The organism is Nocardia sp. NPDC046473 (assembly GCF_040645995.1).
Classification (GTDB): Bacteria; Actinomycetota; Actinomycetes; order Mycobacteriales; family Mycobacteriaceae; genus Nocardia.
On record NZ_JBEYZJ010000016.1, the window covers coordinates 99,877 to 125,680 of the forward strand.

Annotated in this window: 22 protein-coding genes; 12 read left to right on the forward strand and 10 right to left on the reverse strand. The window is 67.4% G+C overall.

Annotated features, from left to right (window positions below; all coding sequences use genetic code 11):
- Nucleotides 1-219 precede the first annotated feature (219 nt).
- Together ABZ942_RS42970 and secG are read left to right on the forward strand one after the other, a co-directional pair.
- Entirely contained in the window at nucleotides 220-1,812 is a 1,593-nt protein-coding gene (locus ABZ942_RS42970) for an MFS transporter (protein ID WP_357392071.1), read from the forward strand.
- 60 nt (nucleotides 1,813-1,872) lie between these two features.
- Nucleotides 1,873-2,106, forward strand: coding sequence for a preprotein translocase subunit SecG (secG, locus tag ABZ942_RS42975; protein WP_357392034.1), 234 nt, complete (start codon nucleotides 1,873-1,875; stop codon nucleotides 2,104-2,106).
- On the opposite strand, the gene ABZ942_RS42980 is transcribed toward secG, so the two are convergent.
- A complete protein-coding gene (locus ABZ942_RS42980) occupies nucleotides 2,093-3,226 on the reverse strand; it encodes a YbfB/YjiJ family MFS transporter (RefSeq protein WP_357392035.1) in 1,134 nt (377 codons plus the stop codon). The genes secG and ABZ942_RS42980 overlap by 14 nt on opposite strands.
- Nucleotides 3,227-3,295: 69 nt before the next feature.
- Here ABZ942_RS42980 and ABZ942_RS42985 point away from each other — a divergent pair, with 69 nt between their 5' ends.
- A complete protein-coding gene (locus ABZ942_RS42985; RefSeq protein WP_357392036.1) occupies nucleotides 3,296-4,063 on the forward strand; it encodes a LysR family transcriptional regulator in 768 nt (255 codons plus the stop codon).
- Between the two features lie 1,071 nt (nucleotides 4,064-5,134).
- Here the strand turns inward: ABZ942_RS42985 and ABZ942_RS42990 are convergent.
- On the reverse strand, nucleotides 5,135-5,983 hold the full coding sequence (locus tag ABZ942_RS42990) for an SDR family NAD(P)-dependent oxidoreductase (RefSeq protein WP_357392037.1): 849 nt from the start codon (nucleotides 5,981-5,983) through the stop codon (nucleotides 5,135-5,137).
- Between the two features lie 54 nt (nucleotides 5,984-6,037).
- Between ABZ942_RS42990 and ABZ942_RS42995 the strand changes: the two genes are divergently transcribed.
- From ABZ942_RS42995 to ABZ942_RS43005, 3 genes are all read left to right on the forward strand, one after another.
- The gene (locus tag ABZ942_RS42995) at nucleotides 6,038-7,027 is read left to right on the forward strand and encodes an alpha/beta hydrolase (protein ID WP_357392038.1); all 990 of its coding nucleotides are present in this window, start codon (nucleotides 6,038-6,040) and stop codon (nucleotides 7,025-7,027) included.
- Between the two features lie 173 nt (nucleotides 7,028-7,200).
- The gene (locus ABZ942_RS43000; RefSeq protein ID WP_357392039.1) at nucleotides 7,201-8,442 is read left to right on the forward strand and encodes an MFS transporter; all 1,242 of its coding nucleotides are present in this window, start codon (nucleotides 7,201-7,203) and stop codon (nucleotides 8,440-8,442) included.
- Nucleotides 8,443-8,504: 62 nt separating this feature from the next.
- The gene (locus ABZ942_RS43005; RefSeq protein ID WP_357392040.1) at nucleotides 8,505-9,107 is read left to right on the forward strand and encodes a hypothetical protein; all 603 of its coding nucleotides are present in this window, start codon (nucleotides 8,505-8,507) and stop codon (nucleotides 9,105-9,107) included.
- A gap of 75 nt (nucleotides 9,108-9,182) precedes the next feature.
- Here the strand turns inward: ABZ942_RS43005 and ABZ942_RS43010 are convergent, their stop codons facing one another.
- Entirely contained in the window at nucleotides 9,183-9,689 is a 507-nt protein-coding gene (locus ABZ942_RS43010; protein WP_357392041.1) for a hypothetical protein, read from the reverse strand.
- A 432-nt stretch (nucleotides 9,690-10,121) separates the two neighbouring features.
- Between ABZ942_RS43010 and ABZ942_RS43015 the strand changes: the two genes are divergently transcribed.
- Genes ABZ942_RS43015 through ABZ942_RS43040 form a run of 6 tightly spaced genes read left to right on the forward strand, consistent with a single transcriptional unit; the run spans nucleotide 10,122 to nucleotide 15,365 of the window.
- Nucleotides 10,122-11,489, forward strand: a complete 1,368-nt coding sequence (locus ABZ942_RS43015) for an ATP-binding protein (protein ID WP_357392042.1) — start codon at nucleotides 10,122-10,124, stop codon at nucleotides 11,487-11,489.
- Nucleotides 11,486-11,902, forward strand: coding sequence for a roadblock/LC7 domain-containing protein (locus tag ABZ942_RS43020; protein WP_150408408.1), 417 nt, complete (start codon nucleotides 11,486-11,488; stop codon nucleotides 11,900-11,902). Before ABZ942_RS43015 ends, ABZ942_RS43020 begins: the two co-directional genes overlap by 4 nt.
- The gene (locus ABZ942_RS43025; protein WP_357392043.1) at nucleotides 11,899-12,270 is read left to right on the forward strand and encodes a DUF742 domain-containing protein; all 372 of its coding nucleotides are present in this window, start codon (nucleotides 11,899-11,901) and stop codon (nucleotides 12,268-12,270) included. The genes ABZ942_RS43020 and ABZ942_RS43025 overlap by 4 nt, the downstream gene beginning before the upstream one ends.
- On the forward strand, nucleotides 12,251-12,865 hold the full coding sequence (locus ABZ942_RS43030; protein ID WP_357392044.1) for an ATP/GTP-binding protein: 615 nt from the start codon (nucleotides 12,251-12,253) through the stop codon (nucleotides 12,863-12,865). Before ABZ942_RS43025 ends, ABZ942_RS43030 begins: the two co-directional genes overlap by 20 nt.
- Nucleotides 12,862-14,148 (forward strand): cytochrome P450, encoded by a 1,287-nt coding sequence (locus ABZ942_RS43035; RefSeq protein ID WP_357392045.1) that lies wholly within the window; start codon nucleotides 12,862-12,864, stop codon nucleotides 14,146-14,148. The genes ABZ942_RS43030 and ABZ942_RS43035 overlap by 4 nt, the downstream gene beginning before the upstream one ends.
- Entirely contained in the window at nucleotides 14,145-15,365 is a 1,221-nt protein-coding gene (locus tag ABZ942_RS43040; RefSeq protein WP_357392046.1) for a cytochrome P450, read from the forward strand. The genes ABZ942_RS43035 and ABZ942_RS43040 overlap by 4 nt, the downstream gene beginning before the upstream one ends.
- A 46-nt stretch (nucleotides 15,366-15,411) precedes the next feature.
- Here ABZ942_RS43040 and ABZ942_RS43045 read toward each other — a convergent pair whose 3' ends face one another.
- The 7 genes from ABZ942_RS43045 to tkt all read right to left on the reverse strand — a co-directional run bounded on the left by ABZ942_RS43045 (nucleotide 15,412) and on the right by tkt (nucleotide 25,555).
- Nucleotides 15,412-15,930 carry a hypothetical protein gene (locus ABZ942_RS43045; RefSeq protein WP_357392047.1) on the reverse strand — a complete coding sequence of 173 codons (519 nt, stop codon included), beginning with the start codon at nucleotides 15,928-15,930 and terminating at the stop codon, nucleotides 15,412-15,414.
- 2 nt (nucleotides 15,931-15,932) lie between these two features.
- Nucleotides 15,933-18,446, reverse strand: coding sequence for a thiamine pyrophosphate-dependent enzyme (locus ABZ942_RS43050; RefSeq protein WP_357392048.1), 2,514 nt, complete (start codon nucleotides 18,444-18,446; stop codon nucleotides 15,933-15,935).
- Nucleotides 18,447-19,064: 618 nt separating this feature from the next.
- Nucleotides 19,065-19,814: a 6-phosphogluconolactonase gene (gene pgl / locus ABZ942_RS43055; RefSeq protein ID WP_357392049.1), complete on the reverse strand. Its 750-nt coding sequence runs from the start codon at nucleotides 19,812-19,814 to the stop codon at nucleotides 19,065-19,067.
- Complete coding sequence (opcA, locus tag ABZ942_RS43060; RefSeq protein WP_357392050.1) at nucleotides 19,807-20,715, reverse strand: glucose-6-phosphate dehydrogenase assembly protein OpcA; 909 nt, start codon at nucleotides 20,713-20,715, stop codon at nucleotides 19,807-19,809. Before opcA ends, pgl begins: the two co-directional genes overlap by 8 nt.
- The gene (zwf, locus tag ABZ942_RS43065; RefSeq protein WP_357392051.1) at nucleotides 20,712-22,271 is read right to left on the reverse strand and encodes a glucose-6-phosphate dehydrogenase; all 1,560 of its coding nucleotides are present in this window, start codon (nucleotides 22,269-22,271) and stop codon (nucleotides 20,712-20,714) included. Before zwf ends, opcA begins: the two co-directional genes overlap by 4 nt.
- Nucleotides 22,272-22,276: 5 nt before the next feature.
- On the reverse strand, nucleotides 22,277-23,407 hold the full coding sequence (gene tal, locus ABZ942_RS43070; protein WP_357392052.1) for a transaldolase: 1,131 nt from the start codon (nucleotides 23,405-23,407) through the stop codon (nucleotides 22,277-22,279).
- A 6-nt stretch (nucleotides 23,408-23,413) separates the two neighbouring features.
- Complete coding sequence (gene tkt, locus ABZ942_RS43075) at nucleotides 23,414-25,555, reverse strand: transketolase (RefSeq protein WP_357392053.1); 2,142 nt, start codon at nucleotides 25,553-25,555, stop codon at nucleotides 23,414-23,416.
- Nucleotides 25,556-25,804 lie beyond the last annotated feature (249 nt).

Genomic DNA, 25,804 nt, shown 5'->3' on the forward strand with positions numbered 1-25,804 from the left:
GTCCGGCGGGCAACGGCGGACCGTGATATCGGCTGGCTCGGAACCGGCGGTTCAACAGTGCGTTACGTGCCACGCACCCGGCTGAGTTGCCGGATTCCGCCGCGCTGGTGGCCGCGGATCGTCCCCGGCACGGTGACCAGGCGTGGGCCAACCGCGACGGCGTGCCGTCGCTACCGGCGCGGCGGCCCTGCCGTTCGGATCGCTAAGCTTCGGTGAGTGATCACCGCGCCTAACACCGCTGTCTCGACCTGGGCTCCGTTGAGGTCGAGGGTGTACCGCGCGTTGTGGATCGCGCAGCTGGTGTCGAATCTCGGTACCTGGATGCAGACGGTCGGCGCGCAGTGGGTGTTGGTCGACGAGCCGAATGCGGCCGTGCTGGTGTCGTTCGTGCAGACCGCGATCACGCTGCCGGTGATGCTGCTCGCCATTCCGTCTGGCGTGATCGCCGACCTGGTCGATCGGCGCAGGCTGTTGCTGGGCGCCCAGTCGACGATGGCGGTGCTGGCCGCGGTGCTCGCGGTATCGACGGCGACCGGGCACACCACCCCGTCGGTGCTGCTCATTCTGCTGTTCCTGATCGGCTGCGGGCAGGCTCTCACCGGGCCCGCCTGGCAGGCGATTCAGCCGGAACTGGTGCCGCGCGAACAGATTCCGTCGGCGGCGGCGCTCGGCAGCATGAGCATCAATATCGGGCGCGCGGTGGGACCCGCGATCGCGGGTGTGCTGGTCTCGCTGTCCGGGCCGACGTTCGTGTTCGTGCTCAACGCGGTGTCGTTCGGCGGCATCGTCGCGGTGCTCGCGCTGTGGCGCAGGCCCGCGACGGATCGACAGCTGCCGAGCGAACGTCCGTTGGCGGCGCTGCAGGCCGGGACCCGGTTCATCAAGGCGGCACCCGCGATCCGGCGGGTGCTGCTGCGCTCGATCCTGTTCATCGCACCGGCGAGCGCGGTGTGGGCGCTGCTGCCGGTGATCGCGCGCGACGAGCTCGGGCTCGGTTCGTCCGGCTACGGGCTGATGCTGGCCGCGCTCGGCATCGGCGCGGTGCTCGGCGCCATCGGCCTGGGGCGGCTGCGCACCCTGATGACGCCCACGCAGCGGCTGAGCACGGCCGCCGTGCTGTTCGGGATCGCCTCGGCGGGGACCGCGGTGCTGCACGTGGTGCCGCTGGTGTTGGTGCTGCTGGTCTTCGCCGGTTTCGCCTGGCTGCTCGCCATGTCCACGATGAACTCGACCATGCAGTTGCTGCTGCCCGCGTGGGTGCGTGCGCGCGGGCTCTCGGTGTATCTGCTGGTGTTCATGGGCGGGCAGGCGATCGGCTCGCTGGTGTGGGGTGTGGTGGCCGGCGCGGCCGGGCCGGTGTTCGCGCTGCTGACCGCGGCGGTGCTGCTCGGGCTCTGTGCGGTGAGCACGGTGTGGCTGCCGATCAGCCACAACGCGGAGAACGTGGATCAGACGCCTGCGGCGTTCTGGCCGGAACCGCAGGTCGTCGTCGAACCCGATCCGGCCGACGGACCGGTCATGGTGCTGCGCACCTACGACGTGCCGCCGGAGAATCTGGACGAGTTCATGTCCGCGATGGTGTTCGTCGGCCGGTCCAGGCAGCGCACCGGTGCGATGGAGTGGCGGCTGTATCGCGACATCGGCGTGCTGGATCGCTACGTCGAGGCGTTCGTGGTCCGCTCCTGGGCCGAGCACATGCATCAGCACCAGGTCAGGCTCACCGCGCAGGATCAGATCCGCGAGCAGGAGGCGTACAAATTCACCATTGGGGACGACCAGATCACCCACTTGGTCGCGATCTTGCCTGCTTAGGATCGCCCTTGCCGAGTGCCTGATTCGGTGGGATCGGATCGTCCGCATACACTGTCCGGCATGCGGATGTTCCTCGATATCCTCCTGATCATCGCCAGCGTGCTGCTGGTGCTGCTGGTGCTGCTGCACCGCGCCAAGGGTGGAGGTCTGTCCAGCCTGTTCGGCGGCGGTGTGCAGTCCAGCCTCTCTGGCTCGACCGTTGTGGAGAAAAACCTCGACCGAATCACTGTTTTCACCGGCCTGGTCTGGCTCATCGCCATCGTCGGCATCGGCCTGGAGATCAAGTTCGCCTGATCAGGCGCGTCACCACACCGGCCGCGATCGTCGCGCCCGCCAGCACAATGGCGGCGATGACGAACGCGGCCGGATAGCTGTCGCCGAGCACCGGCGCCACCACCAACGGACCGAGCATCTGCCCCGCACCATAAACGGCGGTCAGTGGTGCCGCCGCGTTGCCGTCCGACAGTTCACCGCCGATCCGAATCGCCAGCATGACGATGCCGACGAAGGTCGCGCCGAACAGCGCCGCCGACAGCAGGGCAGGCCACACCGCGGTCGACACGGCGGGCAGCACCGCCGAAACGCACTGCGCCAGTAGCGCGATCGGCATCGCGACCGCCGGACTCCAGCGACGCGCGGCAACGCCCCACAGCACGGTGGCCGGCACCGCGGCCGCGCCGACCACCACCCAGATCCACGCGCCGACTACTTGTCCGCGTTGATCGCTGACCGCTGCCACCAGGAACGTGCCGATCACGATGTACCCGAGGCCCTCCAGGAAATAGGACACCAGCAGCGCCCGCCACGCACCCTTCGATCGGATGGTGGCCTTGCCCGCGCGGCGACCGGGCTGGATATCGAGCCGCAACGCGGGCAGCAGCAACAGTACGGTCAGCGCGGCCGAGACCAGCCACATGCTCTGCCAACCCAGGAACGGTCGCACCGCCAGCACCAGCAACCCGGTGAGCGCGATGCCGAAACCGACTCCGCTGATGGCGATTCCGGCCGCGTCCCGACTGCTGCCGTGTCTGGCGGCCACCCCGGCGCACGCGACGAAGATGACAGCGCTGGTGACGCCGGCGATAAGGCGCAGTGCCGCAGGGAAAATCATCGGCGCGGGCACGGCCATCAGCAGCTCGCTGATGATCAGCAGGGCGGCGGAGATGCGGAAGGTGTTGCGGCTGTTCAGTTCCGGCCAGCGGGTGAGCAGGATGGCGCCGAGTAGATAGCCGGCGTAGTTGGCGGTCGCGATCACCGCGCCGTCATTGGTGGTGATCTGGTGCGCGTCCACCATGATCGGCAGCAGCGGCGTGTAGACGAACCGGCCGACACCCATCGCGGCGGCCAATCCTGCGGCGGCGGCGAAGGCGGGTGCGAGGCTGTGGCGCGGTGCGGGAGCGAGGGTTGCGGTCACTACAGTGACCGTACGTTCTGGTCTTTCGTCTGTGAAATGCTTTCTGCGCACCATGTATGCGCTGGAAGCATGGACGAGCGCGCGTTGCCGGACGGGGCGATTTCGTCTGCTGCGGGCGGTCGGAGCGCAGGCGGATCGGCGAACATCGAGCTACGGCATCTCCGTGCGTACGTCGCACTGTGCGAGGAGGCGAACTACACGCGGGCCGCCGTCCGACTCCACCTGAGCCAACCCGTGCTGACCAGGACGATCCAGCAGTTGGAGCGGCACATCGAGTGCCGGCTCATCGAACGCACCTCCCGGCGCTTCGAACTGACCGAGGAGGGTGCCGAACTACTGGCGCATGCCAGGCGAATCCTTGCCGACGTCGACACGATCATCGCTCAGCTCCCATCCCGCGCCGCCATCGAGATGGGCTTCGCCTGGCTGCCGCCCGCCACCTGGCTGGCCCCGACCCGCCGCCGCTACGAGGCACTCGGCGGGCGCATCACACTACGACGTATCGACGATCCGCTGGCCGCGCTCGAGGCCAGGTCCATCGATGTCGCCATATACCGCGGCGAGACCCAGCTGCCCGGCCATCTCGAATCGCGAATGATCGCCACCGAACAGCGCATACTCGCCGTCGCCGTAAACTCGCCGCTCGCAACCGCAACCGATCTGCGCTGGGCCGATCTCGCCGGCTATCCGCTCGTGGTGAACGCGGTATCCGGCACCACCCACGCCGAATCCGGGGATCATCGCGACCCGAACCGCCCGATCATCACCTGCCAGAACTTCGAGGAGTGGATCGAACTGGTCGCGGCAAACCGGGCTACGGTGGCGCCCCCGCCGTAGCCCGCACCCGCGCACCCCACCCCGGAGTTGTCTACTTGGACATCCCGGACGCCCCGCCACCCCACGTCCACCTCGCATGGCACACCAACCCCGCCTGCACAGTCAACGCTTCCTCGGCATCGCCTAAACCGCATGCCAGCGAGATCTGCTCTCTCTCTCTCTCTCTCGGGATCCGCACTGGCTTTATGGCCCTGTTCCGAGTGCAGATCCCGAGTGGGAGTGCGGATTTCGCCGATAGCACCAGCCCGGGTGTCGTTGATCGTGCACCCCGCGCCCCCTCGGTCAGCCGAACATCGTTTCTGTGACCCGAGCACCCGCTACACCTGGTGTGAGGGTTGAAGAAAGGGTGCTCGGCCGGAACAAGGAGTGCGCATCGGAGCCCCGGCGGGCCCGGAAACGTCCACACGACATATTTGCCGCCTTTGAAGGCGCTCGAGAACAGCACCACAGCCAGGTGACCACCTCCGCAACGTGACACCGCGCACCTGACCGATAACTAAGGTCGGGGACCCCACCTCACGCGCCCAGCACTGCTCCGGTCATCCGATGAACCAGTCGAAAACTTCTGAGACAGCACACCACCGGAGGATCTCTCAGCACACGAACCCGAACCAGTACACCCAGAGACCCCGTGAAGGTGGACCTATCCGGGCAAGTGCTGCTTAGGACTCCAGAGGTGGACAGTTCAGAGAAAGCTGAAGACCTGTCCACGTTTTCCTGTGAAGCAGTGCTGGGCGCGTCGCCTGCCGTACCCGGCTTTAGTTATCGGTCAGGTGCGCAATGTCGTGTTCCCGAGGTGGTCATCTGGCTGTGGTTGCGTTCCAAGCGCTTTGGAGGAAGGAGAGGTGGGTGGTGACGGTTCCAGCGTGGTCATCTGCCTGTGGTTGCGTCCCAAACGCTTTGGATAAGCGCGAGTCGTCATCGGTGGGGCCGTCGAGTGATCTGCGGTGGTCGCCGCGCGTGAACTGTGCAGCCGCGCACGGTATTGTTGGCAATTTCGTGCGCGGCTGCACGACTTGTGCGCGGGAGGGGCTTCCTTGTCGTTGGTGGTGTGGACGCGGTGGGGTGGGGTTAGTCGGTGCGGGGGATGCGGCCGTCTAGGTCGGTGAAGCCGTAGGTATCGGCGAGGTCGGCTACGCGGCAGGCGGATCCGGTGCGGGAGTGGCGGTCAGGGGCGGTTGCGAGGGCGACGACCGCGCGGCCGGGGAAGTGGGGGGATTCCGCCTGGGCGAGGTCGAAGGTGCCTTCGCCCGGCAGGGTGACGAGGCGGTGGCCCTGGGCGTCGGCCGGAACCAGTTGCAGGAGTTCGGTGTCAACGATTCCTGGCCATAGCGAGACCACGGTGACTTTGGTGTCGGCGAGGTTGTGGGCCATGTCTGCGGTGAGGCGGTCCAGTGCGGTCTTCGCGACGCCGTAGACCGCGTTGTGCATGTAGCGCTGTGCGCCGGGTGAGGAGATGTTGACGATCAAGCCGTCCGACTCGATCAGCAGCGGTGCGGCGAAAACGCTTGCCACGTAATGGGATCGGACGCCGATGTCGAAGGTCTCGTCCCAGGCTTTCGGTGGGACCTCCCAGAACGGTTTGCCGAGCCAGCGCGCCGCGGCGGGGGAGTTGTAGACGTTGTTCACCAGTACGTCTAGGCATCCGTGGTCGGCGCGGATCTGCTGGAACAGGCGCTGCACCGCCTCGTCGTCGCGGTGATCGCAGACGAACGGAACGCCGACGCCGCCCGCCGCATCGATCGCGGCAGCGGTCTCGCCAACCGTGCCGGGCAGTCGTCCGGGCGTGTCCGAGCGCCCGGTGACATACACCGTCGCACCCGCCGCACCGAGCTCCAAGGCGATGCCCTTGCCGATGCCGCGACTCGCGCCGGTGACCACCGCGATCTTGCCGGTCAGTGGGTTAGGTATTCCGCTCACGACTCCAGGACACTACCGTGAAACGAGAACACGTTCTAGGTTTTGGAGGCCGCAGTGGAGTTGACGCATCGGTTCGTGACGACCAACGGCGTCCGAATGCACGTCGCCGAGCAAGGCGAGGGGTATCCGGTGATCTTCTGCCATGGTTTCCCGCACACCTGGTTCATCTGGCACAACCAGTTGGAGTCGGTCGCGGCCGCCGGATATCGCGCCATCGCGCCGGACCTGCGCGGTTACGGGCAGACCGATGTGCCGACCGACGTCGAGTCCTACACCAATCAAGCGGTGATCGGTGACCTGCTCGCCCTGCTCGATGACATCGGAGCCGAACAGGCGGTGTTCGTCGGCTTGGATTTCGGCGCGGCCCTGGTGTGGGAGTTGGCATTACGCGCGCCGGAACGAGTGCGCGGCGTCATCGTCCTGAACAACCCCTTCGCGCCCCGACCGCCCCGCTCGCCGTCCCAGCTCTGGGCGAAGGCCGCTGCGCGACACTTCCTGCATCTGCACTACTTTCAGACGCCTGGTGTGGCCGACGCCGAACTTGCTGCTCGCACAAGGGAATTCCTGGCCCGGGTGTATTACTCACTCAGCGCCGACTACCACTACCTCGACACCTGGCAGTTCCCCGCTGAGGGCACCGGATACCTCGATGTCCTCCCGGAAGCGCCTGCCCTGCCGTGGCGCTGGCTCTCCCGAAGCGAATTCGACACCCTGGCCCAGGATTTCGAACGCACCGGCTTCACCGGCGGCCTGAACTGGTACCGGGCCCTCGACCGCAACTGGGAACTCACCGGCGACTACGCCGACGCCTCGGTCACCGTTCCCGCCTACTTCATGTACGGCGACCACGACCCGGACATGGAAGGCTTCAGCGGCCGCGACCCACTGACAACCCTGCGCAACTCGGTCCCCGACCTGCGCGAAGTAACCAAGATCGCTGACGCGGGTCACCTGGTCCAGCTGGAACGTGCGGACGAGGTCAACAACCTGATCACCGCCCACCTGCGCGAACTCGTCACCAACCCGTCCGACGTGCCCGCCTAGCACTGGCCGGCCCTCGCAGCTGCCGCCAAAGGTGTTGTCCGGCCTGACTGTTGGCGGTGTTCGCAGGCCGTAACTCACCGCTGTCGAAACCGAAAATCGTTTGTGGCCACCTGGACGATCGATGATGATCGCTGTAGTGGGGTTCGATCAGGTTCGTCGGGGAGGGCGGAATCGTGAGTCAGTCGGCGACCGGCGAGAGTTCCCCCGGTTATCTGGATCTGTTGCGGCCGCGTGGTATTCCGTTGCTGTTCGCGGGTGCGTTCGTCGGCCGAATGTCGGTGGGGATGATCCCGGTCGCGGTGGTGCTGTTCATTCAGCAGGCCACGGGATCGTTCTCGGTCGCGGGTCTCACGATGGCGGGGTACGCGATCAGCATGGTGGTGGCGGGACCGGTTCGGTCCTGGATTTCTGTTCGGGTCGGGCACAGTGCGGCGCTGCTGGTGTTGTCACTGGTCAGCGGATCCGCGTTGGTGGCACTGGTACCGGCCGCGCATAGCGACCGGTCCTGGGTGTTGGCCGCGCTGGTGACGTTATCGGGTTGCAGTGCACCACCATTCGGTGCGTTGATGCGCGTCGGGTGGTCACGGAAACTGCCGCGGCAGTGGGTTGCTCGTGCCTTCGGGTTGGACTCGGTAATGGAGGAATCGACGCTCGTCGTCGGGCCCTTGGTGGCATCGGGCGCGGTGGCGTTGGCGGGGCCTGGCGTTGCGGTGCTGGTCGCTGGTTCGGTGTGTGTCCTGGGCGGGTTGCTGATGGCTTCAGCGGCGGAGAAGGGGCGTCTGGAATCCGCTGGGGCCACCGCCGGCGGCGGGAAGCTCGTGATGGTGGCCAGGCGAATTCGGTGGTTGCTGGTGGTGTTCGCGGGGGTCGGGTTCACGATCGGTGCGATGGAAGTGGCGGTACCAGCCTTGGCGACCGAGGCCGGTCGCGCCTCGCTCGCGGGTGGGCTGCTCGCCATTCTGGCGTTGGGCAGCGCGGTCGCCGCATTGCTCTACGGTCGTCGGGACTGGCACGTGAGTGCCTCGGCGCGGCTGATCGTTCTCGCACTGCTGCTGGGATCGGTTGCCGCGCTGGTTGCCACGGCGCACGGACTAGGCCTCGCGATTGCGCTGCTGGTCTTGGCGGGTGCTGCGATCGGTCCCGCGGTCATGACGGTATACCTGCTGGCCGACGCCCTTGCCGAGGGAGCTGCCGCCAAGACCCACAGTGCCATTCTGGTCAACGTGGCATGCAATGGGGGAGCCGGGCTCGGCGCGGCCGTGGCGGGGATGGCCATCGCCGATTTCGGTGTCAGTCGGGCATTCCTGTTGTCCGGCAGCGCAACTGCGATCGCAACGGGGTTGGGGTTCGCACTCTTTGTTCGCGACCGGAACCTGGCTCCACTGCCGAGTGTGGTCACAGACTGTTCGGCGTGACGGTGCCAAAGGCCCTCGGCTGGTGCGGCGTTCATGTCGGTGGGTGTCGCTAATGTTCGATCATGAGTTACAGCCTGAGCGTTTACGTCGTCGAGTTAGATAGGGTCAGGGCCGCGATCGGGTCGCGGGACGACAAGCTCCGGCGGATGATCGGCGGCCGGTTCAAAGCGCAATTGGCGCATGCCGACGACTGGTTCGCCGAAGAGATCGCCCACGGCGCCCCGGCGCGGTACGACGCCGTGCGCGCGGTCATCGACGGTGGGCCGTTCGATCAGGGCTACGGCTTCCAATACGCGTACGCGTATCAAACGATCTGCCAGTTCTATGGCCGATTCCTGGACAACCGCTACTTCTCGCCGTTCCGCGGCAGTTGGCTGGAACAGGTCGACGAGGGGCTCGCCGAGCTCGGCATCAAGGCGATCAGCCTCGCCGACTTCGTCTACCACGCGCTACCCGCCGCCCTCCCGGAGCCGGAGGAGCTACCCGGCTACGGCGAATGGGCTCCGGAGCAATGCGCGGAGGCGCTGGTGCAATGGGAATCGACCACGCCGAAGCAACGCGAGGAGATCGACCACGAGGTACTCGCCGCGATCGAATCGTGCATGGAGTGGATTCGCGAGGCCCAGGCCAGGCCGGGCTGGGGGATCGCGGGCTTCTTCGTCTGAGGACCGCGGAGATCCGCACCGTTCTCGGGATCCGCACTCGGCAGCGGCCGAGTGCGACCCAGGAGAAGGTGGAGCTCAGCGGTATTCGTCTTCCCGCTTCGGGTAGTCGGCCCACTGCGGCAGCGGTTGGTAGTCCAGGTAGGCGGTGAGACGATCCAGCAGGTACTGCCAGCGCGGGCCGATTTCGCGCGCGTCGGCGGCGCTGACATGACGACGGACCAGCTCGACATTGGTGACCACGCCGACCTGAGTCATCCGGATCTCCAGCAGACAGCCGTCGATGTGCACAATCAACTCGTGCGGCGCCTGGCAGTGCCCGACCCGAACCGCAACGGGACGCGACACCGGACCATCCATCGGTTCGATCGTGAGATTCCCGCTGCCGCCCGACACCGCGCCGAGCCACCGCGCCAACTGCCCGCGATCGGTCGCCGCCGACCAGACCTCGAGCACCGGCTTACGAAACGATCGCAGATAGTGCAGGAGCACGAGTTCGCCGTCCGCCGCGCGATCGTGCTCCGGCCGAACCTCGCCGAGCATGGACATCATCGTCATCCCGTGCCCTCCGCCGCTGGTCGTCATCGCAACTGTGTATCCAGTATTCCCTGGTCGAATCCGAATCGTGGGGATACGGGTCCGGCGTGCCAACACGGGATTCGACGTTGCCTCGACGAGGACGGTGGACGGCGGCAGTGTGACCGCTGTATGACGAAGCGATGATCGGAGAACTACCGATCGGTAGCAAGCCGGTTCGCAACCATCGTTGAAAAATAAAGTAGCGCAATACAATACAACTATTGTGCATCTTGCTAATACCGCATATTAGATGCGTTCGCCGAGATGCGGAACCGGTTGGTGGTCTGTACATTTGGTGCAGCCCGAACCGCGCAGGAGGGGTCGGGACTCGTAGAGCATGCCTTCGTCGTGAACGTGAGTGCGAAAGTACGGAACTTGTCACAGTCATTGAATGCGCCGGAAGGCGAGCGTCGGGAACCACTCTTTCGACGTCTGCGCATGCCTTTGTTAGCCCTGCTCACCTGCGCCGCGATCACCTCGGTCGTCGTGGTGATCGCGGTGTACTACGCGCCGACCGACTTCCGCATCCCACTGACTGCGGGCGCGGTGACAGCCGCTATCGCGTTGTGCGCCACCGCAACTGCGGCCGTGCACTATCGCGGTGCCGCCCGGCGGGCCCGGGAGTCCGCGGCGGCGATCACCGTCGAGGCCACGGCCAGGATGGCGGCCGCGAGCGAGGCCGCCGGCGTGCACGCGTGGGAAGCGAAGAGCAGCGACAGCCGCCGGTCCGCGGCGATGGCCGCGTTCGCCGGCGCGGCGGGCCGCATGCAGGCGATGACCACCAGCATGCTCGCCGAACTGCGCGAAATGGAGCATCGGCACGCCGATCCCAAGGTGCTCGCCGACCTGCTGCACCTGGACCATCGCACCGCGCAGGCCGGCCGCCTCGCCGACAGCATCGCTGTACTCAGCGGCGCCCGATCCGGGCGGCGCTGGGCCAAACCCATTGCCATGGAGTCGATCCTGCGTGGCGCGATGGGCCGGGTCGCGGGCTATCAGCGGGTCCGGTTGCGCGCTATCGCCGAGATCGCCATCGCCGGTCACGCGGCCGAAGGCGTGATGCACACGCTGGCCGAACTGCTCGACAACGCCTGTAATTTCTCCCCGCCCACCACCGAGGTGCACGTTTACGCCGCCGAGGTGCCCGCGGGCGTGGTGCTCACCATCGAGGACAGCGGCCTGGTGATGAGCGAATCGGCGCTGCGCCGCGCCGAACAGACCGTGTCGAACGCCCAGGACGGGCGCGGCCAGCGCTCGTCGGACCTGTCGTCGCTGAGCGGCACGCGGCTCGGTCTCGCGGTCGTCGGACACCTCGCCCGCAAGCACGGTCTCACCGTGTCCTACCGGCCCTCCGCCATCGGCGGCACCGCGGTGGTCGTGGTGGTGCCGCGGGATCTCACTGCGCGCGTTGACCGTTCACAACCGGCCGCACTCGCCACCAATCCGGCGATACCGACCGCGACGTTGCCCAGCGCGACCTCGCGGGTCGCCATCGCACCGCAGCCCGTCGCGCCGACACCCCTGGCCGCCGAACAGGCGCTGCCGGAACCCGCGGCGCTGCCCGAGCCCGCCGCCGAGCACACCAGCATGGGCCTGCCGAAACGGCGCCGCGGCAGCACCTTGGCTGCGGTCCATCCCGCCGGCCTGTCTCTACCCTCGCTCGACGCGCCCGCGGCGACCCCGCCCGCGTCGACACCGGCGGCCTTCGGTGCGTTCCAGCGTGCGTTGGCCGGTCGTGACACCGACAACTCCGCTGCCGCAACACCTTCCCCGTCCCCTACCGTTGCCGTGGAGAATGATCGATGACAACGTCTGTTCCGTCGCAACTCAGTTGGCTGCTGGAGCAACTGCTCGCCCGCACCCCGCGCACCCGCCACGCGCTACTACTCTCCGGCGACGGCCTCAAGATCTGCCACACCCCGGAACTCAGCATGGACAAGGCCGACCAGTTGTCCGCCATCGCCGCGGGCATCCAGAGCCTGTCGCACGGCGCCTCCGTCGAATTCGGTGACGGCAGAGGCGGTGTGCGCCAGTCGATGACGGAGTTCTACGGCGGCATCCTGTTCATCGTCGAGGCCGGTCTGGCTGCGCACATCGCGGTGGTTGCCGCCGAGGACGCGGACGCCGGCCTGGTCGGGCACAACATGCGGGAGCTGGTCGAGCAGCTAGGCCATCATCTCGCGTCCAAGCCACGAGTCGGGGGAGCGAGCGTGTCGTGAACAGGCCAGGGCGCGACGACGATCCCGACCGGCTCTACACACTGACGGGGGGACGCAGCAAACCGGACTCCGACAGCTTCGACCTGGTCACCCTGGTGGTCAGCGAATGCGATCCGACCCAGGGCATGCAGTCCGAGCACGTCGCGATCCTGGACATGTGCCGCGCGCCCACCGCGGTCGTCGAGATCGCCGCCGAGCTGCGCATCCCGGTCGGCATCGCCACCATCCTGCTGTCGGACCTGTTGCACGCAGGCAAGATCACCGTCCGGCACCCCAGCAACGGCCCCGCTTACCCTGACGCGCCGTGGAATTCGGTGCCCGACTCCACCACCCTCGAGAAGGTGCTCGTTGGACTCCGCAACCTTTGACGCTCGGCCCGCCCGTGCTGACGCACCGCTGAACAGCGCAACCCGCCAGGGACTGAAGATCGTCATCGTCGGCGGTTTCGGGGTCGGCAAGACCACCATGGTCCGCGCGGTCAGCGAGATCCGCCCGCTCGACACCGAGGCGACGATGACCAACGCGGGCATCGGCATCGACGATCCGAGCGGCGCGCCGGGCAAGTCGACGACGACGGTCGCCTTCGATTTCGGGCGGATCAGCATCGACGCCGAAAACGTGCTCTACCTGTTCGGCGCGCCGGGGCAGGAACGCTTCTTCTTCCTCTGGGACCGGCTGTTCTCCGGTGCGCTCGGCGCGATCGTGCTGGTCGACCAGCGCCGGATCGCCGACTCCTGGTACGCCATCGACCGCCTCGAAGCCCAGCACACCCGATTCGTGGTGGCGTGCAACAACTTCGGCGGGCCCTCCCGACTCGGCGAAGTCCGCGACGCCCTTGACCTGGATCCGCAGGTGCCGCTGGTCGACTGCGACGCCAGGTCGCGCGAATCCTGTAAGAGCGTGCTGATCAGCCTGGTCGAGCACATCTATGCCGATGCACCGCGAGCGGAGACCGCGTCATGACCATCTCGAGCGCAGCATCATCGGCTGCCACCGGCGGCTGCCCGGTCCATCCGGAGACCGGCGCGGTACCGCTGAGCGGCCCGCGTTTCCACACCGATCCGCAGCATCTCTACCGGGAGATGCGCCGCGAGCACGGCCCCGTCGTCTCGGTCGAGCTGCCGGGCAATGTTCCGGCCTGGCTGGTCATCGGCTATCGCGAGCTGCATCAGGTCACCAGTGATCCGGAGCTGTTCCCGCGTGACGTCAGCCTGTGGAACCAGTGGCCGAACATTCCCGAGGACTGGCCGCTGCTCCCGATGGTCGGGCAGCCGCGGCCGTCGATCTACTTCACCGCCGGTGCCGAGCATCGCAGGCATGTGGCGATGGTCGAGCCCGCGCTGGAGTCGGTCGATCCGTTCGAATTGCGCCGCACCTGTGAGGAATTGGCCGACCGGCTGATCGACGGGTTCTGCGGCCGGGGCGAGGCGGATCTGGTCGCGGAGTTCGCGGTGGCGATGCCGGTGCTCGCGCTCGCCTGGGCGCTCGGCTTCCCCGACGAGGACGGCCCGCGCCTGGCGTGGAGCATGAAGGCGCTCGCCGACGGTGGTGCCGACGCGCAAGCCGCGTACGGGCGGTACTACGAGCAGATGCAGCAGGTGCTCGCCTCGAAGAAGGCGCGACCGGGCAACGACCTGGTGTCGCGGATGCTGGCGCATCCCGGTCCGTTCAGCGACGAAGAGTACGTGCAGGACCTGATGGCGGTCACCGCCGCGGGGCATCTGCCGACCGCCGACTGGATCGGAAACTCGGTGCGGCTCATGCTCACCGACGATCGGTTCGCCGCGGCGCTCGGCGGCGGGCGGCGCAGCGTCGGCGAGGCGATGAACGAGGTGCTGTGGGAGGACACGCCCACCCAGATCCTCGCCGGGCGCTGGGCGGCGCGCGATACCCGGTTGGCGGACAAGGTGATTCGGGCGGGGGACATGCTGCTGCTCGGCCTGGCCGCCGCCAACGCGGATCCGCATGTGCGCCAACACCTGGTCGACGGTGTCGAGCCCGCGCACACGGGTAACAGTGCGCACTTCGCGTTCAGCTATGGCGAGTACCGGTGCCCGTTCCCGGCACAGCAACTGGCCGAGATCATCGCGCGGACCAGCATCGAGGTGCTCCTCGATCGGCTGCCCGATATCGATCTCATGGTTCCCGCGCAGAATCTGGTGCGCCGCCCGTCGGCGTTCCTGCGCGGCATGACGTCTTTGCCGGTTCGTTTCACCCCAGTTCGTGCAGTCGGAGGTACCCAGTGACCCAAACATGTCCATTCGCCATCGATCCGATGGTCGGTGACCTCGCTGGCGAGACCAGCTATCTGCGCGCGAATGGTCCGGTCGCGCGGATCGAACTGCTCGGCGTGCCGGCCTGGACGATCACCGAGCATGCCGTGGCCAGGCAGCTGCTCGTCGATCCTCGGCTGATCAAGGACATCAGCGGCTGGTCGCTGTGGAACTCCGGTGTGGTGACGCGGCAGTGGCCGCTGATCGGCATGATCGACGCCGGTCGGTCCATGTTCACCGTGGACGGTGCCGAGCATCGGCGGCTGCGGATCAAGACGACGCAGGCGTTGTCGCCGCGCCGACTAGCGGATATCCGGCCCGTCGTCGAGCGGCTGACCGCCGAGCTGCTGGACGATCTCAGCGCCTCGAGCAGCGGCGATGCGGTCGTTGATCTCAAAGAGGTCTTCGCGTACCCGCTGCCGATGCGTGTCGTCGGTGAGCTGATGGGTGTGGATCGCGCCGATCATCCGATGCTGCTCACCTGGTACAAAGCCTTCTTCTCGCTGGTCACACCGCAGGACGAGCGGTTGCGGGTGATCGATGAAATGGATGTCTACTACACCGATTTGGTGCGTAAGAAGACCGCCAACCCCACCGACGACCTCACCAGCGCCCTCATCCTGGCCGCCGACGGCGGTGAGCCGCTGACCGAAGAGGAAGTGGTCGGCAACCTGAAGGCGCTGGTCGCCGCCGGTCACGAGACCACCGTCGGCCTCATCCTCAACGCCGTGCGCGCCCTGCTGGCCCGGCCCGAACAGCTGGACAAGGTCCGTTCCGGCGATATCGAGTGGAAGCAGGTCGTCGAGGAAACGCTGCGCTGGGACAGCCCCGTCAGCCACCTCCTGATGCGCTTCGCCACCGAGGACATCACCATCGGCGACACCGTGATCGAAAAGGGCGAGGGCGTTGTCATGTCCTACCGCGCCATCGGCCGCGACACTGCGGTACACGGCGAGAACTCCGACGACTTCGACATCACCCGCTCAACCGCCAACCGCCACTTGACCTTCGGCCACGGCCCGCACATCTGCCCCGGCGCCGCCCTGTCCCGCCTGGAAGCCGGCATCGCCCTACCAGCCCTGTTCGAACGCTTCCCCACCCTCCGCCTCGCGGTGCCCGACGAGGAAATCCGCAACCTCCCAGTCCTCACCCAAAACGACTTGGCCGCCTTCCCCGTCCACCTGGGCTGACGAACGCGCACAGGATCCGCACTCTGACTCGGGATCCGCACTGAGATTAGGGCCCTATTCCGAGTGCAGATCCCGAGTCAGGGTGCGGATTGCGAGGCGTGCGAGGGTGTAGTCGGAGGTTGGCGGTGGTGCGGACTCGTTGGGTTCGGGCTTGGGCGGCTAGGAGGGTGAGGGCGGCGCGGGAGGTTACGGTGTCGGCGGCCTTGCGTTGGAACCAGTTGGTGGTGGCGAGGAGGTCCTCGGGGGTCCAGGGGTGGTTCAGGGTGATCGACTTCAGGAGGGTCCATTCCTTTAGGCGGCGGATCAGGAAGTCGTGGTCGGCGACCTGGTCGGTGATATCGACAGCCCATTGATCGAATTGGCGGGCGCCGAGTTGAATTAGTTGCGCCGCACGGGTATTCAGGTGCTCCGACACGGCTGACTGGGCCATGGCCTGATCGGGGTCGCGTAGGACGGTGGCCACGAGTTCCGGTTCGTCCGCGTCGGTTACGGCAGCCAAGGCTTGCTGGTATTGCCGGTATCGCAGGTGTTCTTCAGGGACAGTGTCCTCGTGGTGGCCTGACATGTTCACTCCGCCAGCAGTTTTCCGGCGGCGGTTTCGATCTTTGCTTCGTCGAGGAGGACGGTGTCGGCGGCGGGGCCCAGCGGGATGAAGGTGTCTTCGCTGGTTACTCGGGAGATGCGGCCTTCGAAACCTGCGTCGATGAGGGCAGCGCAGACTGATTCGGAGACGCCGCCGCTGTGGCGGGTTTCGTCGGCGATCAGGACTCGGCCGGTGGCTCGGGCGTGTTGGAGGAGGTCGTCCAAGGGGAGGGGGGAGAGCCAGCGGAGGTCGAGGACTCGGGTTCGGACGCCTCGGTCGGCCAGGCGGCGGGCAACCCGCAGGCTCATGGGGACGCCGTTGGCGAAGGTGACGATGGTGAGGTCGGTACCGTCGCCGTAGACGCGGGCGCGGCCGATTTCGGCGTGGGTGGTGTCGGAAGGTGCTGCGAGCCAGGCGTTGTCGCCTGGTTCGTGCAGGTCGCGGGTGTGGTAGAGGGCGATGGGCTCTAGATAGACGCAGACGCGGCCGTCTACTCGGGCGGCGGAGACGCAGGTGCGCAGAAGCGCGGCGGCGTCGTCGGCGCGGGCGGGAGACGCGACGATGACGCCGGGGATGTCGCGGAGGGCGGCGATGGAGTTGTCATTGTGGAAGTGGCCGCCGAAACCCTTTTGGTAGGCGTAGCCGGCGATGCGGACCACCATCGGATTGTGGTACTGCCCAGCGGAAAAGAAGGACAAGGTGGCGGCCTCGCCGCGCAGCTGGTCGGCGGCGTTGTGTACGTAGGCCAGGTACTGGATTTCGGGGATCGGAATGAAACCGGCGAGTGCTGTGCCGAGCGCGGTCCCGAGCACGCTCTGCTCATCGAGCAGGGTGTCGAACACGCGACGCTTGCCGAACTGCTTCTGCAGACCCTTGGTTACGCCGTACACGCCGCCCTTGCGGCCGACGTCCTCACCGAAAACGAGCACGTCGGGGTCGCGGGTCAGCAGGGTTGCCAGGGTGCGGTTGATCGCCTGGCCGAGCGTCATCGGATCCGGCGTCGCCACACCATGATTCATGGCGCGTTGTTCCATAGTCTGCGGCACGGGGGTGTCGCGTGCGGCATCGGTGTGCAATGCATCCGCCTGGGGCGCAGTACTTTCTGACGGGTCAGTCGACGCTCCGAGGCTGCCCGGTTGCGTGGCATTCTGTGCAATTGCGGTGCCGGTCGCGCCGGTTGTCGACCTATGCGGTGACACAGCCGTGCCTGACAGCGCTTCGACCGGAGGGCGTCCGGTCGTGGGTGCCGCGGTGTTGGACAGGGCTTCGACCGTAGGCCGTCCGGCCGTGGGCGCCGCCGAGTCGCCCAGTTTTGTGTCGCCTCGAAGCACGTCCGCGCGTATCAGCGCAGGGTGGGAGGGAGCGAGTGGTGCCAGCACCGCGGCTGAGGACGTCAATTTCGGTTCGCGCCAGACGGTTTCGGCCATAGTGGTGACGCGGTGGGCGATGTCGTCGTAGCGGGCGAGGACCTCGGTGGGGGTGGCTGTGCCGGTGGCGACGAGCAGGCGGGCGGTGGCGGTGACCGGGTCGCGGAGGAGGTCGGCGGCGATGTCGGCGGGGCGGCGGTAGGCGGCTTCGACGTCGGAACCGGCGTGGCCCATCAGGCGGACTGTGCGCAGGTGCAGGAACGCGGGTTTGCGGTGTTCGCGGACCCAGGCGGCGGCCGCGGTCGAAGTGGTCAGTGCGTCAACTGGATCGCAGCCGTCGGCACCGAAATACTCCAAGCCCGCGCGGGAGCCGTAGGCCTGTTGAATCCAGTCCGTCGGGGTGGGGACACTGATGCCGATGCCGTTGTCCTCGCAGAGGAACAGGATGGGCAGCGGAACGCCTTGGCGGGCAGTGTGAATCGCCGCGTTGATCGCGCCCGCCGCGGTGGAGTGGTTGGCCGAGGCGTCGCCGAAACTGCACAGCACCACCGCATCCGACGGCCACTCACTCGAAATGCCCAGTCGCGCGGCACGATCGATCGCGAACGCCAGACCGACCGCGCGGGGGAGGTGGGAGGCGATGGTCGAGGTCTGCGGGATGATGGCGGCGGGCTTGCTGCCGAACACCTTGTGCCGCCCACCGGAGATCGGATCCGCCGCCGCGGCGACGATGCCGAGCAGCACGTCGCGGATCGGGTCGAGGCCCGGCACCTGCCGGGTGCGCTGCACGAAGAACGCGCCGGACCGGTAGTGCAGCAGCGCCGGATCGGTCACCCGCAGCGCCAGCCCGAGCGCCGCATTCCCCTCGTGCCCCGACGACCCGATGCTGTAATACCCGCGCTTACTCGCCCCCAACTGCCGAGCCGCCAGATCCAGCTGCCTGCTCGTCGCCTGCGACTCGAACAACTCCAGCAAGACCTCGCCGGTGATCCCGGGTGCTATGTCGTCCACTGCCGCACGCCCCGGCGTCAGCGCACCGACCGCCGCCCGAAATCGATCATCAAGAACCTTGCCCGGGCTGGATCCGGGGTTCGCGTCCCGCTCGCTCATTCGCGCCAGCTTATCGGTCATCCGATGATTTTGCGCGTCATCGACGGTCTCGCCGGACTAATTCCCGTGTAACGAGCTCATCGCATGCGAATGGTCGGCGCGCAGGGCTGAATGCCGAACAGCTTCGCGGTGTTGGCGGCAGCCGCTGGAGGCACCAGACCCGGCCACAATGTCGGTCTCCGCTGTGACCAGTCCGCCGGACGGTAACTCAGGCAGTCGCCGAATGGGACATGGTGACAGCACCACTCGATGTCCACCGCCATGTCCCGTTCGGCGACCGGCAACCCGAGGCTGGTGCACCGAATGGGACATAGTGGTGGGCCCACTCGATGTTTTCCGCCACCGTGTCCCGTTCGGTGGGCGGCAGCCTGGGGTTGGTGTGTCGAGTGGGATGTGGAGGCAGGCTGACTTGATATTTTCCGCCGCCGCGTCCCGTTCGGTGGGCGGCAACCTGGAGGGTTGCGTCGAGCGGGACGCGGCGGCCCCTGCACGGATGCCCGCCGCAGTTGGCAACAGCCGCACTCAGTTGCGACCCGCACCAGTTGTGGGTGCCGGTAGTGACTTTCGGCTGAGTGCCGGTCTCGAGGAGAGGCGGATCGTCCCTATGCGATGGGCGCGAGCGCCTGCCCGAACCGGCGGTCAGTCCGGGAGTTGCAGGGCTGACGCGGCGTCTTGGTCGAGCAGCCAGGTGGTGGATTCGAGGCCGACTGCGCCCGCGGAGGGGATGTCGACGGGGTCTGCGCCGGAGATGGCTTCGGCGACCGCGTCGGCCTTGGCCGCGCCGCCGACGACCAGCACTACGTGGCGGGTGCGGCGGATGGCGGGGATGGTGAGGGTGACGCGGACCGGTGGGGGCTTGGGGGAATTGGTTACGGCGACAACGAGTTCGTGTTCCTCGCGGACCGCGTCGGTGTGCGGGAACAGCGAGTTGATGTGGCCTTCGCCGCCCATGCCGAGCAGGTGCAGGTCGAAGGAGCCGTGTTCGGCGAGGTAGGCGTGTACGGCCGTGGAGTATTCGGCGGCGGCCTCGATCGGGTCGGGATATTCGCCATCGGAGGCCGCGACCGGGTGTACCCGGGCCGGGTCCACCGGGACGTGGTCGAGCAGGGCCTGGCGGGCCTGGAGGTCGTTGCGTTCCGCATCACCGGCGGGCACGAAACGTTCGTCGCCCCAGAAGAAGTCGACGTTGGACCAGTCGATGTCGCCGGGGGACTTGCGGACCAGTTCGAGCAGTCCGATGCCGGTGCCGCCGCCGGTCAGCACGACCGAGGCGGTGCCGCGCGCGGCTTGGGCGGCGACGACAACTTCGACGAACCGGGCCGCCGCGGCAGCGACCAGCGATTCGGTATCGATGTGGACTTCGACGGTGTCGCTGGCGGACTCACTCATAGGTCACCTTCTCGATTCCGGCGAGCGCCTCGGCGTAGATCTCATCGGCGTCCAGCCTGCGCAGTTCCTCGGCCAGGCAGTCGCGAGTTTCCCGGCGCGCCAGGGCGATTCGTTGATCCGGATCGCCGGTGCGGGTCAGTGTCGCAGTGCGCCCGGTCTGCGGGCGTTCGATGGTGACCGACACCGACGGGCGGTGGATCTCCACCCGCAGCGCGCCGGAACGGCGGATCACCGGGCAGCCGAGGCGGATGGCGAGCCAACCGGCCAGGGTGTCCAGCGCCGGTTCGTCGCGCAGCCCGGACACCAGCACCGAGTCCACCGGCTCGAACGGCGGTTCGTCCAGCGCGGCGGCCAGCAGCGCGCGCCAGTAGGTGATTCGGCTCCAGGCCAGATCGGTGTCGCCGGTCGCGTAGGAGGCGAGCCGCTTCTTGATCGCGGCCTGCGGGTCGGCGGCGAAGGTGGCGTCGGTGATGCGCCGAGTCGCCAAGCGCCCCACCGAATCCTTGGACGGGAACTCCGGGGCGCCCCGCGGCCACCAGGCCACCACGGGGGTGTCCGGCAGCAGGAACGGGATGACGACGCTGCTTTCGTGATTGATCAGCTCACCCTGCAGCCGCAGCACGATCACCTCGGCCGCGCCCGCATCACCGCCGACCCGGATCTGGGCGTCCAGCCGGGTCTCGGCGTCTCGATCGCCGCGCGCCAAAACGACCACCCGGCAAGGGTGTTCGCGGCTGGCGTCGTTGGCGGCGTCGATGGCGTCCTCGGCCTCGGAGCTGTCCAGCGTGCACACCACCAGGGTGAGCACCCGCATCATGGTGATCACGCCGTTGCTCTCGCGCAGCTGCACGATCCGCTTGGTGACCTCGCCGGTGGTGGTGTTGGGAATGTCGATGATCACGGCCGCCGCCATTCGCGCCCGGTGCGGGCGAGCATCTCGTCGGCCGACGACGGACCCCAGGTGCCCGCCTCGTACGGTTCGGGTTTACCTTCTTCGGCCCAGCGCTCCAGCACCGGATCCAGGATGCCCCAGGACAATTCGACCTCCGCGTTCACCGGGAACAGCGACGGAACTCCGAGCAGCACGTCGAGGATGAGCCGTTCGTAGGCCTCGGGGGAGGACTCGGTGAACGCCTCGCCGTAGCTGAAATCCATGTTGACGTCGCGCACTTCCATGCTCGACCCCGGCACCTTCGAGCCGAACCGGGTGGTGATGCCCTCGTCCGGCTGCACCCGGATCACCAGCGCGTTCTGGCCGAGGTCCTCGGTCATCGTCTGGTCGAACGGCAGATGCGGCGCCCGCTTGAAGATCACCGCGATCTCGGTGACCCTGCGCCCCAACCGTTTTCCGGTGCGCAGGTAGAACGGCACGCCGGCCCAGCGGCGCGTGTCGACCTCGAGGGTGATCGCGGCGTAGGTCTCGGTGCGCGATTCCGGGTCGAAGCCCTCTTCGTTCAGCAGGCCGACCACTTGCTCGCCGCCCTGCCAGCCATCCGCGTACTGCCCGCGTGCGGTCGTCTCGTCCAGCGGCTCAACGAGTTTCGTGGCCGAAAGCACCTTGATCTTCTCGGCCTGCAGCTGCTTGGGCTGGAAGCTGATCGGCTCCTCCATCGCGGTGAGCGCGAGCAGCTGCAGCAGGTGGTTCTGGATCACGTCGCGGGCCGCGCCGATGCCGTCGTAATAGCCTGCGCGCCCGCCCAATCCGATGTCCTCGGCCATGGTGATCTGCACATGGTCGACGTAGTTGGCGTTCCAGATCGGGTCGTAGAGCTGGTTGGCGAAACGCAGCGCCAGGATGTTCTGCACCGTCTCTTTGCCGAGGTAGTGGTCGATGCGGAAGACCGTCTCCTCCGGGAACACGCCGTTGACCAGCGCGTTGAGCTCCTGGGCGCTTTCCAGATCGTGCCCGAACGGCTTCTCGATCACCACCCGCCGCCACGGCTTACGGCCCGCGGCGTCGGTGGCGGTCGGCTGGGCGAGTCCGTGCTCGGAGAGCTGGTTGAGCACCACCGGGAACATGTTCGGCGGAATCGACAGGTAGAACGCGTGATTGCCGCCGGTGCCGCGGTCCTTGTCCAGCTTCGCCAAGGTGTCGGCGAGGCTGGCGAAGGCCGTGTCGTCGTCGAAACTGCCCTGCACGAAGCGGATGCCCTCGGCCAGGTGGTCCCAGACCTCCTGGCGGAAGGGGGTGCGGGCGTGCGTCTTCACCGAGTCGAGCACTACCTTGGCGAAGTCCTCGTCCGCGTAATCACGTCGGGCGAAGCCGACCAGCGCGAAACCCGGGGGCAGCAGCCCCCGGTTCGCGAGGTCGTAGATGGCCGGCATCAATTTCTTCCGGGACAGGTCACCGGTGACACCGAAGATCACCACGCTGCACGGGCCCGCGATGCGCGGTACCCGCTTGTCCCGCTCGTCGCGCAGCGGGTTCTGCCAGGTCGGGGTTTTGGGGCCGGCCATCGTCGTCAGTTTTTCCCTGCTGCGGACAGCTCTTCGGTTGTGGCGGAAAGCAGTTCCGCCCAAGACTTTTCGAACTTGTCCACGCCTTCGCGCTCCAGCACCTCGAACACGTCGTCGAGGTCGATGCCGACGGCGGCGAGCTTGTCGAATACCTCCTGTGAGGCCGTGCCGGTACCGCTGAGCGTGTCGCCGCGGATCTCGGCGTGGTCGGCGACCGCCTCCAAAGTCTTCTCCGGCAGCGTGTTCACCGTGTTCGGGCCGACCAGCTCGGTGACATACATGACGTCGGAGTACTCCGGGTTCTTCACACCGGTCGAAGCCCACAGCGGCCGTTGCCGATTCGCGCCCGCGGCAGCGAGGTGGTTGTAGGTCGAGGTGTGCGCGCCACCGTCGAACACGTCCTGGTACTCGGCATAAGCCAAGCGCGCGTTGGCGATTCCGGCCAGCCCGCGCAGCGCGAGCGCCTCGTCGGAACCGATCGCCTCGAGCCGCTTGTCGATCTCGGTGTCCACCCGGGACACGAAGAACGAAGCGACCGAATGGATCTTGCCGAGGTCGTGGCCCGCGGTCTTGGCGCCGCGCAGCCCGTCGAGGTAGGCGCCCATCACCGCGCGGTAGCGCTTGACGGAGAAGATCAGCGTGACGTTCACGCTGATGCCCTCGGCGATCACCCGGGTGATCGCGGGCAGGCCCGCCTCGGTGGCCGGGATCTTGATGAACAGGTTCGGCCGGTCGACCGTCTTCCACAGGTCGATGGCCTGCGCGACGGTCTTGTCCGCGTCGAACGCCAGGCGGGGATCGACCTCGATGGAGACGCGGCCGTCGACGCCGTTGGACGCCTCGAACGCGCCGGCGAAGACGTCACAGGCCGAGCGCACGTCGTCGGTGGTGATGGTGCGGATCGCGGCATCGGCGTCCGCGCCCTGGGCGGCAAGCTCTTTCAGCTGTCCGTCGTAGGCGTGGCCCTTGCTCAGTGCACCCTGGAAGATCGTCGGGTTGGTGGTGACCCCGACGACGCTGCGGGTCTCGATCAGCTCGGCCAGGTTGCCGGACTGGATCCGATCCCTGGACAGGTCGTCGAGCCATACGGATACGCCTGCCGCGGAGAGGGCGGCGGTGTTCGCGTTCTGTGCCATGAGCGCTTATCCCTTCACGTTCTCGAGTGTGCGCTGCGCAGCGGCAACGACGTTGTCGGCGGTGAATCCGAACTCGCGGAACAGGGTCTTGTGATCGGCGGAAGCACCGAAGTGCTCGATCGAGACGGTCTCGCCCGCGTCACCGACGAACCGGTGCCATGGCATCGAGATACCTGCCTCGACGGCGACCCGAGCGCGGATCGCGGGCGGGAGCACCTCGTCCCGGTACGCCTTGTCCTGCGCGTCGAACCACTCCACACACGGCATCGAAACCACTCGGGTACCGATGCCCTGCGCCTCCAGCGTAGTCCGGGCATCGACGGCGAGCTGCAGCTCCGAACCGGTAGCGATGAGGATCACCTGCGCAGTGCCGGTGGATGATTCGGCGAGGATGTAGCCGCCCTTGGCGACACCCTCGTAGCTGGTGCCCTCCTGGATCGGCAGATCCTGGCGGGTCAGCGCGAGCGCGGACGGGCCGTCCTGGTGCGGCAGTTCGGAGACCGAGAAGTGCGAGGTGTGCTCGCTGCTGTCGCGCTCCAGGATGGTGCGCCACGCGTAGGTGGTCTCGTTGGCGTCGCCCGGGCGGACGACGTTGAGGCCGGGGATGGCGCGCAGCGCGGCGAGGTGCTCGATCGGCTGGTGCGTCGGGCCGTCCTCGCCGAGGCCGATGGAGTCGTGCGTCCACACGTAGATGGCGGGCACGCGCATCAGCGCGGCCAGGCGCACCGCGGGACGCATGTAGTCGCTGAACACCAGGAAGGTGCCGCCGTACGGGCGGGTCGGGCCGTGCAGCGCGATGCCGTTGAGGATCGCGCCCATGGCGTGCTCACGCACCCCGAAGTGCAGGGTGCGGCCGTACGGGTTGGCCTTCCACATGCCGGTGGAGATCGACTCGGGGCCAAAGCTGCTCTCGCCGGACATGGTGGTGTTGTTGGACTCCGCGAGGTCGGCCGAGCCGCCCCACAGTTCCGGCAGCACCGGGGCAAGCGCGGCGAGCACCTTGCCGGAGGCCTTGCGGGTGGCGACACCCTTCGGATCCGGGTCGTAGGTCGGCAGGCTCTCGGCCCAGCCCTTGGGCAGGTCGCGCTTGGCGAGCCGGTCGAAGAGGGCCTTGTTGTCCGGGTTGGCCTGCGCCCACGCGTCGAACTGCTGCTGCCAGGCGGCGTGCGCCTGCTTGCCGCGCTCGACGGCCTTGCGGGTGTGCTCGATGACCGCGGCGTCGACCTCGAAGCTCTGCTCCGGATCGAAGCCGAGGACCTTCTTGGTGGCGGCCACCTCGTCGGCACCCAGTGCGGCGCCGTGCGCAGCGCCGGTGTTCATCTTGGTGGGCGCCGGGTAGCCGATGATGGTGCGCAGCACGATGATCGACGGCTTGCCGGTCTCCGCCTTGGCCGCGGCCAGCGCCGACTCGATGGCGACGACATCTTCGCCACCCTCGACCACCTGGACGTGCCAGCCGTACGCCTCGTAGCGCTTGGCGACATCCTCGGTGAACGCGATGGTGGTGTCGTCCTCGATGGAGATCTTGTTGTCGTCGTAGATCAGCACGAGGTTGCCGAGCTGCTGGGTGCCCGCGAGCGAGGACGCCTCGGAGGTGACGCCCTCCTCCATGTCACCGTCGGAGGCGATCACGTAGATGAAGTGGTCGAACGGGCTGGCGCCTGCCGCGGCGTTCGGATCGAACAGGCCGCGCTCGCGGCGGGCCGCCATCGCCATGCCGACCGCGGAGGCCAGGCCCTGACCCAGCGGGCCGGTGGTGATCTCGACGCCGTCGGTGTGCCGGAACTCGGGGTGGCCCGGGGTGAGCGAGCCCCACTTGCGCAGGTTCTTCAGATCATCCAGTTCCAGGCCGAAACCGGCCAGGTACAGCTGGATGTACTGAGTGATGCTGGAGTGACCGCAGGACAGCACGAAGCGGTCCCGGCCGACCCAGCTCGGGTCGCTCGGGTCGATCCGCATGGTGCGCTGATACAGGGAGTACGCCAGCGGCGCCAGGCTCATCGCGGTGCCAGGGTGCCCGTTTCCGGCGTTCTGCACCGCGTCCGCGGCGAGCACTCGGATGGTGTCGACGGCCTTGGTGTCCAGATCCGTCCAGTCGTCCGGGTGATTCGGCTGAGTGAGGGCGCGGATGTCGTCTGTGACTGACACGACCGAGGTTCTCCTGACATTGGTTTCGTCGACGGCGGCAATACTGGCGGCGATGAACGCACGGCAGCGGCGCGTGCATACCGGGTGTGTACCCAACCACCCTAGATGTGCCCGATGAGCGGCACGAGGGGAACCCTGTGTTTATTTGCCGCGCGGGCGCGGCGTGTTCGCGGCCCCTGGGTGTCGCGCGTCCGAGCGGTCGGGGGGGGCGGCCGCCGCGGCCGGCCGGGACGAGCGCCCTGAGCCGAC

Excerpts from the sequence above, each read along its gene's own strand:
- ABZ942_RS43020 (WP_150408408.1), top strand. The coding sequence starts at position 11,486 with ATGACAACGTCTGTTCCGTCGCAACTCAGTTGGCTGCTGGAGCAACTG.
- ABZ942_RS42985 (WP_357392036.1), top strand. The coding sequence starts at position 3,296 with ATGGACGAGCGCGCGTTGCCGGACGGGGCGATTTCGTCTGCTGCGGGC.
- zwf (WP_357392051.1), bottom strand. The coding sequence starts at position 22,271 with ATGGCCGGCCCCAAAACCCCGACCTGGCAGAACCCGCTGCGCGACGAG.
- ABZ942_RS43035 (WP_357392045.1), top strand. The coding sequence starts at position 12,862 with ATGACCATCTCGAGCGCAGCATCATCGGCTGCCACCGGCGGCTGCCCG.
- ABZ942_RS43010 (WP_357392041.1), bottom strand. The coding sequence starts at position 9,689 with ATGACGACCAGCGGCGGAGGGCACGGGATGACGATGATGTCCATGCTC.
- ABZ942_RS43005 (WP_357392040.1), top strand. The coding sequence starts at position 8,505 with ATGAGTTACAGCCTGAGCGTTTACGTCGTCGAGTTAGATAGGGTCAGG.
- ABZ942_RS43045 (WP_357392047.1), bottom strand. The coding sequence starts at position 15,930 with ATGTCAGGCCACCACGAGGACACTGTCCCTGAAGAACACCTGCGATAC.
- secG (WP_357392034.1), top strand. The coding sequence starts at position 1,873 with ATGCGGATGTTCCTCGATATCCTCCTGATCATCGCCAGCGTGCTGCTG.
- ABZ942_RS43015 (WP_357392042.1), top strand. The coding sequence starts at position 10,122 with ATGCCTTTGTTAGCCCTGCTCACCTGCGCCGCGATCACCTCGGTCGTC.
- pgl (WP_357392049.1), bottom strand. The coding sequence starts at position 19,814 with ATGAGTGAGTCCGCCAGCGACACCGTCGAAGTCCACATCGATACCGAA.
- ABZ942_RS43050 (WP_357392048.1), bottom strand. The coding sequence starts at position 18,446 with ATGACCGATAAGCTGGCGCGAATGAGCGAGCGGGACGCGAACCCCGGA.
- tal (WP_357392052.1), bottom strand. The coding sequence starts at position 23,407 with ATGGCACAGAACGCGAACACCGCCGCCCTCTCCGCGGCAGGCGTATCC.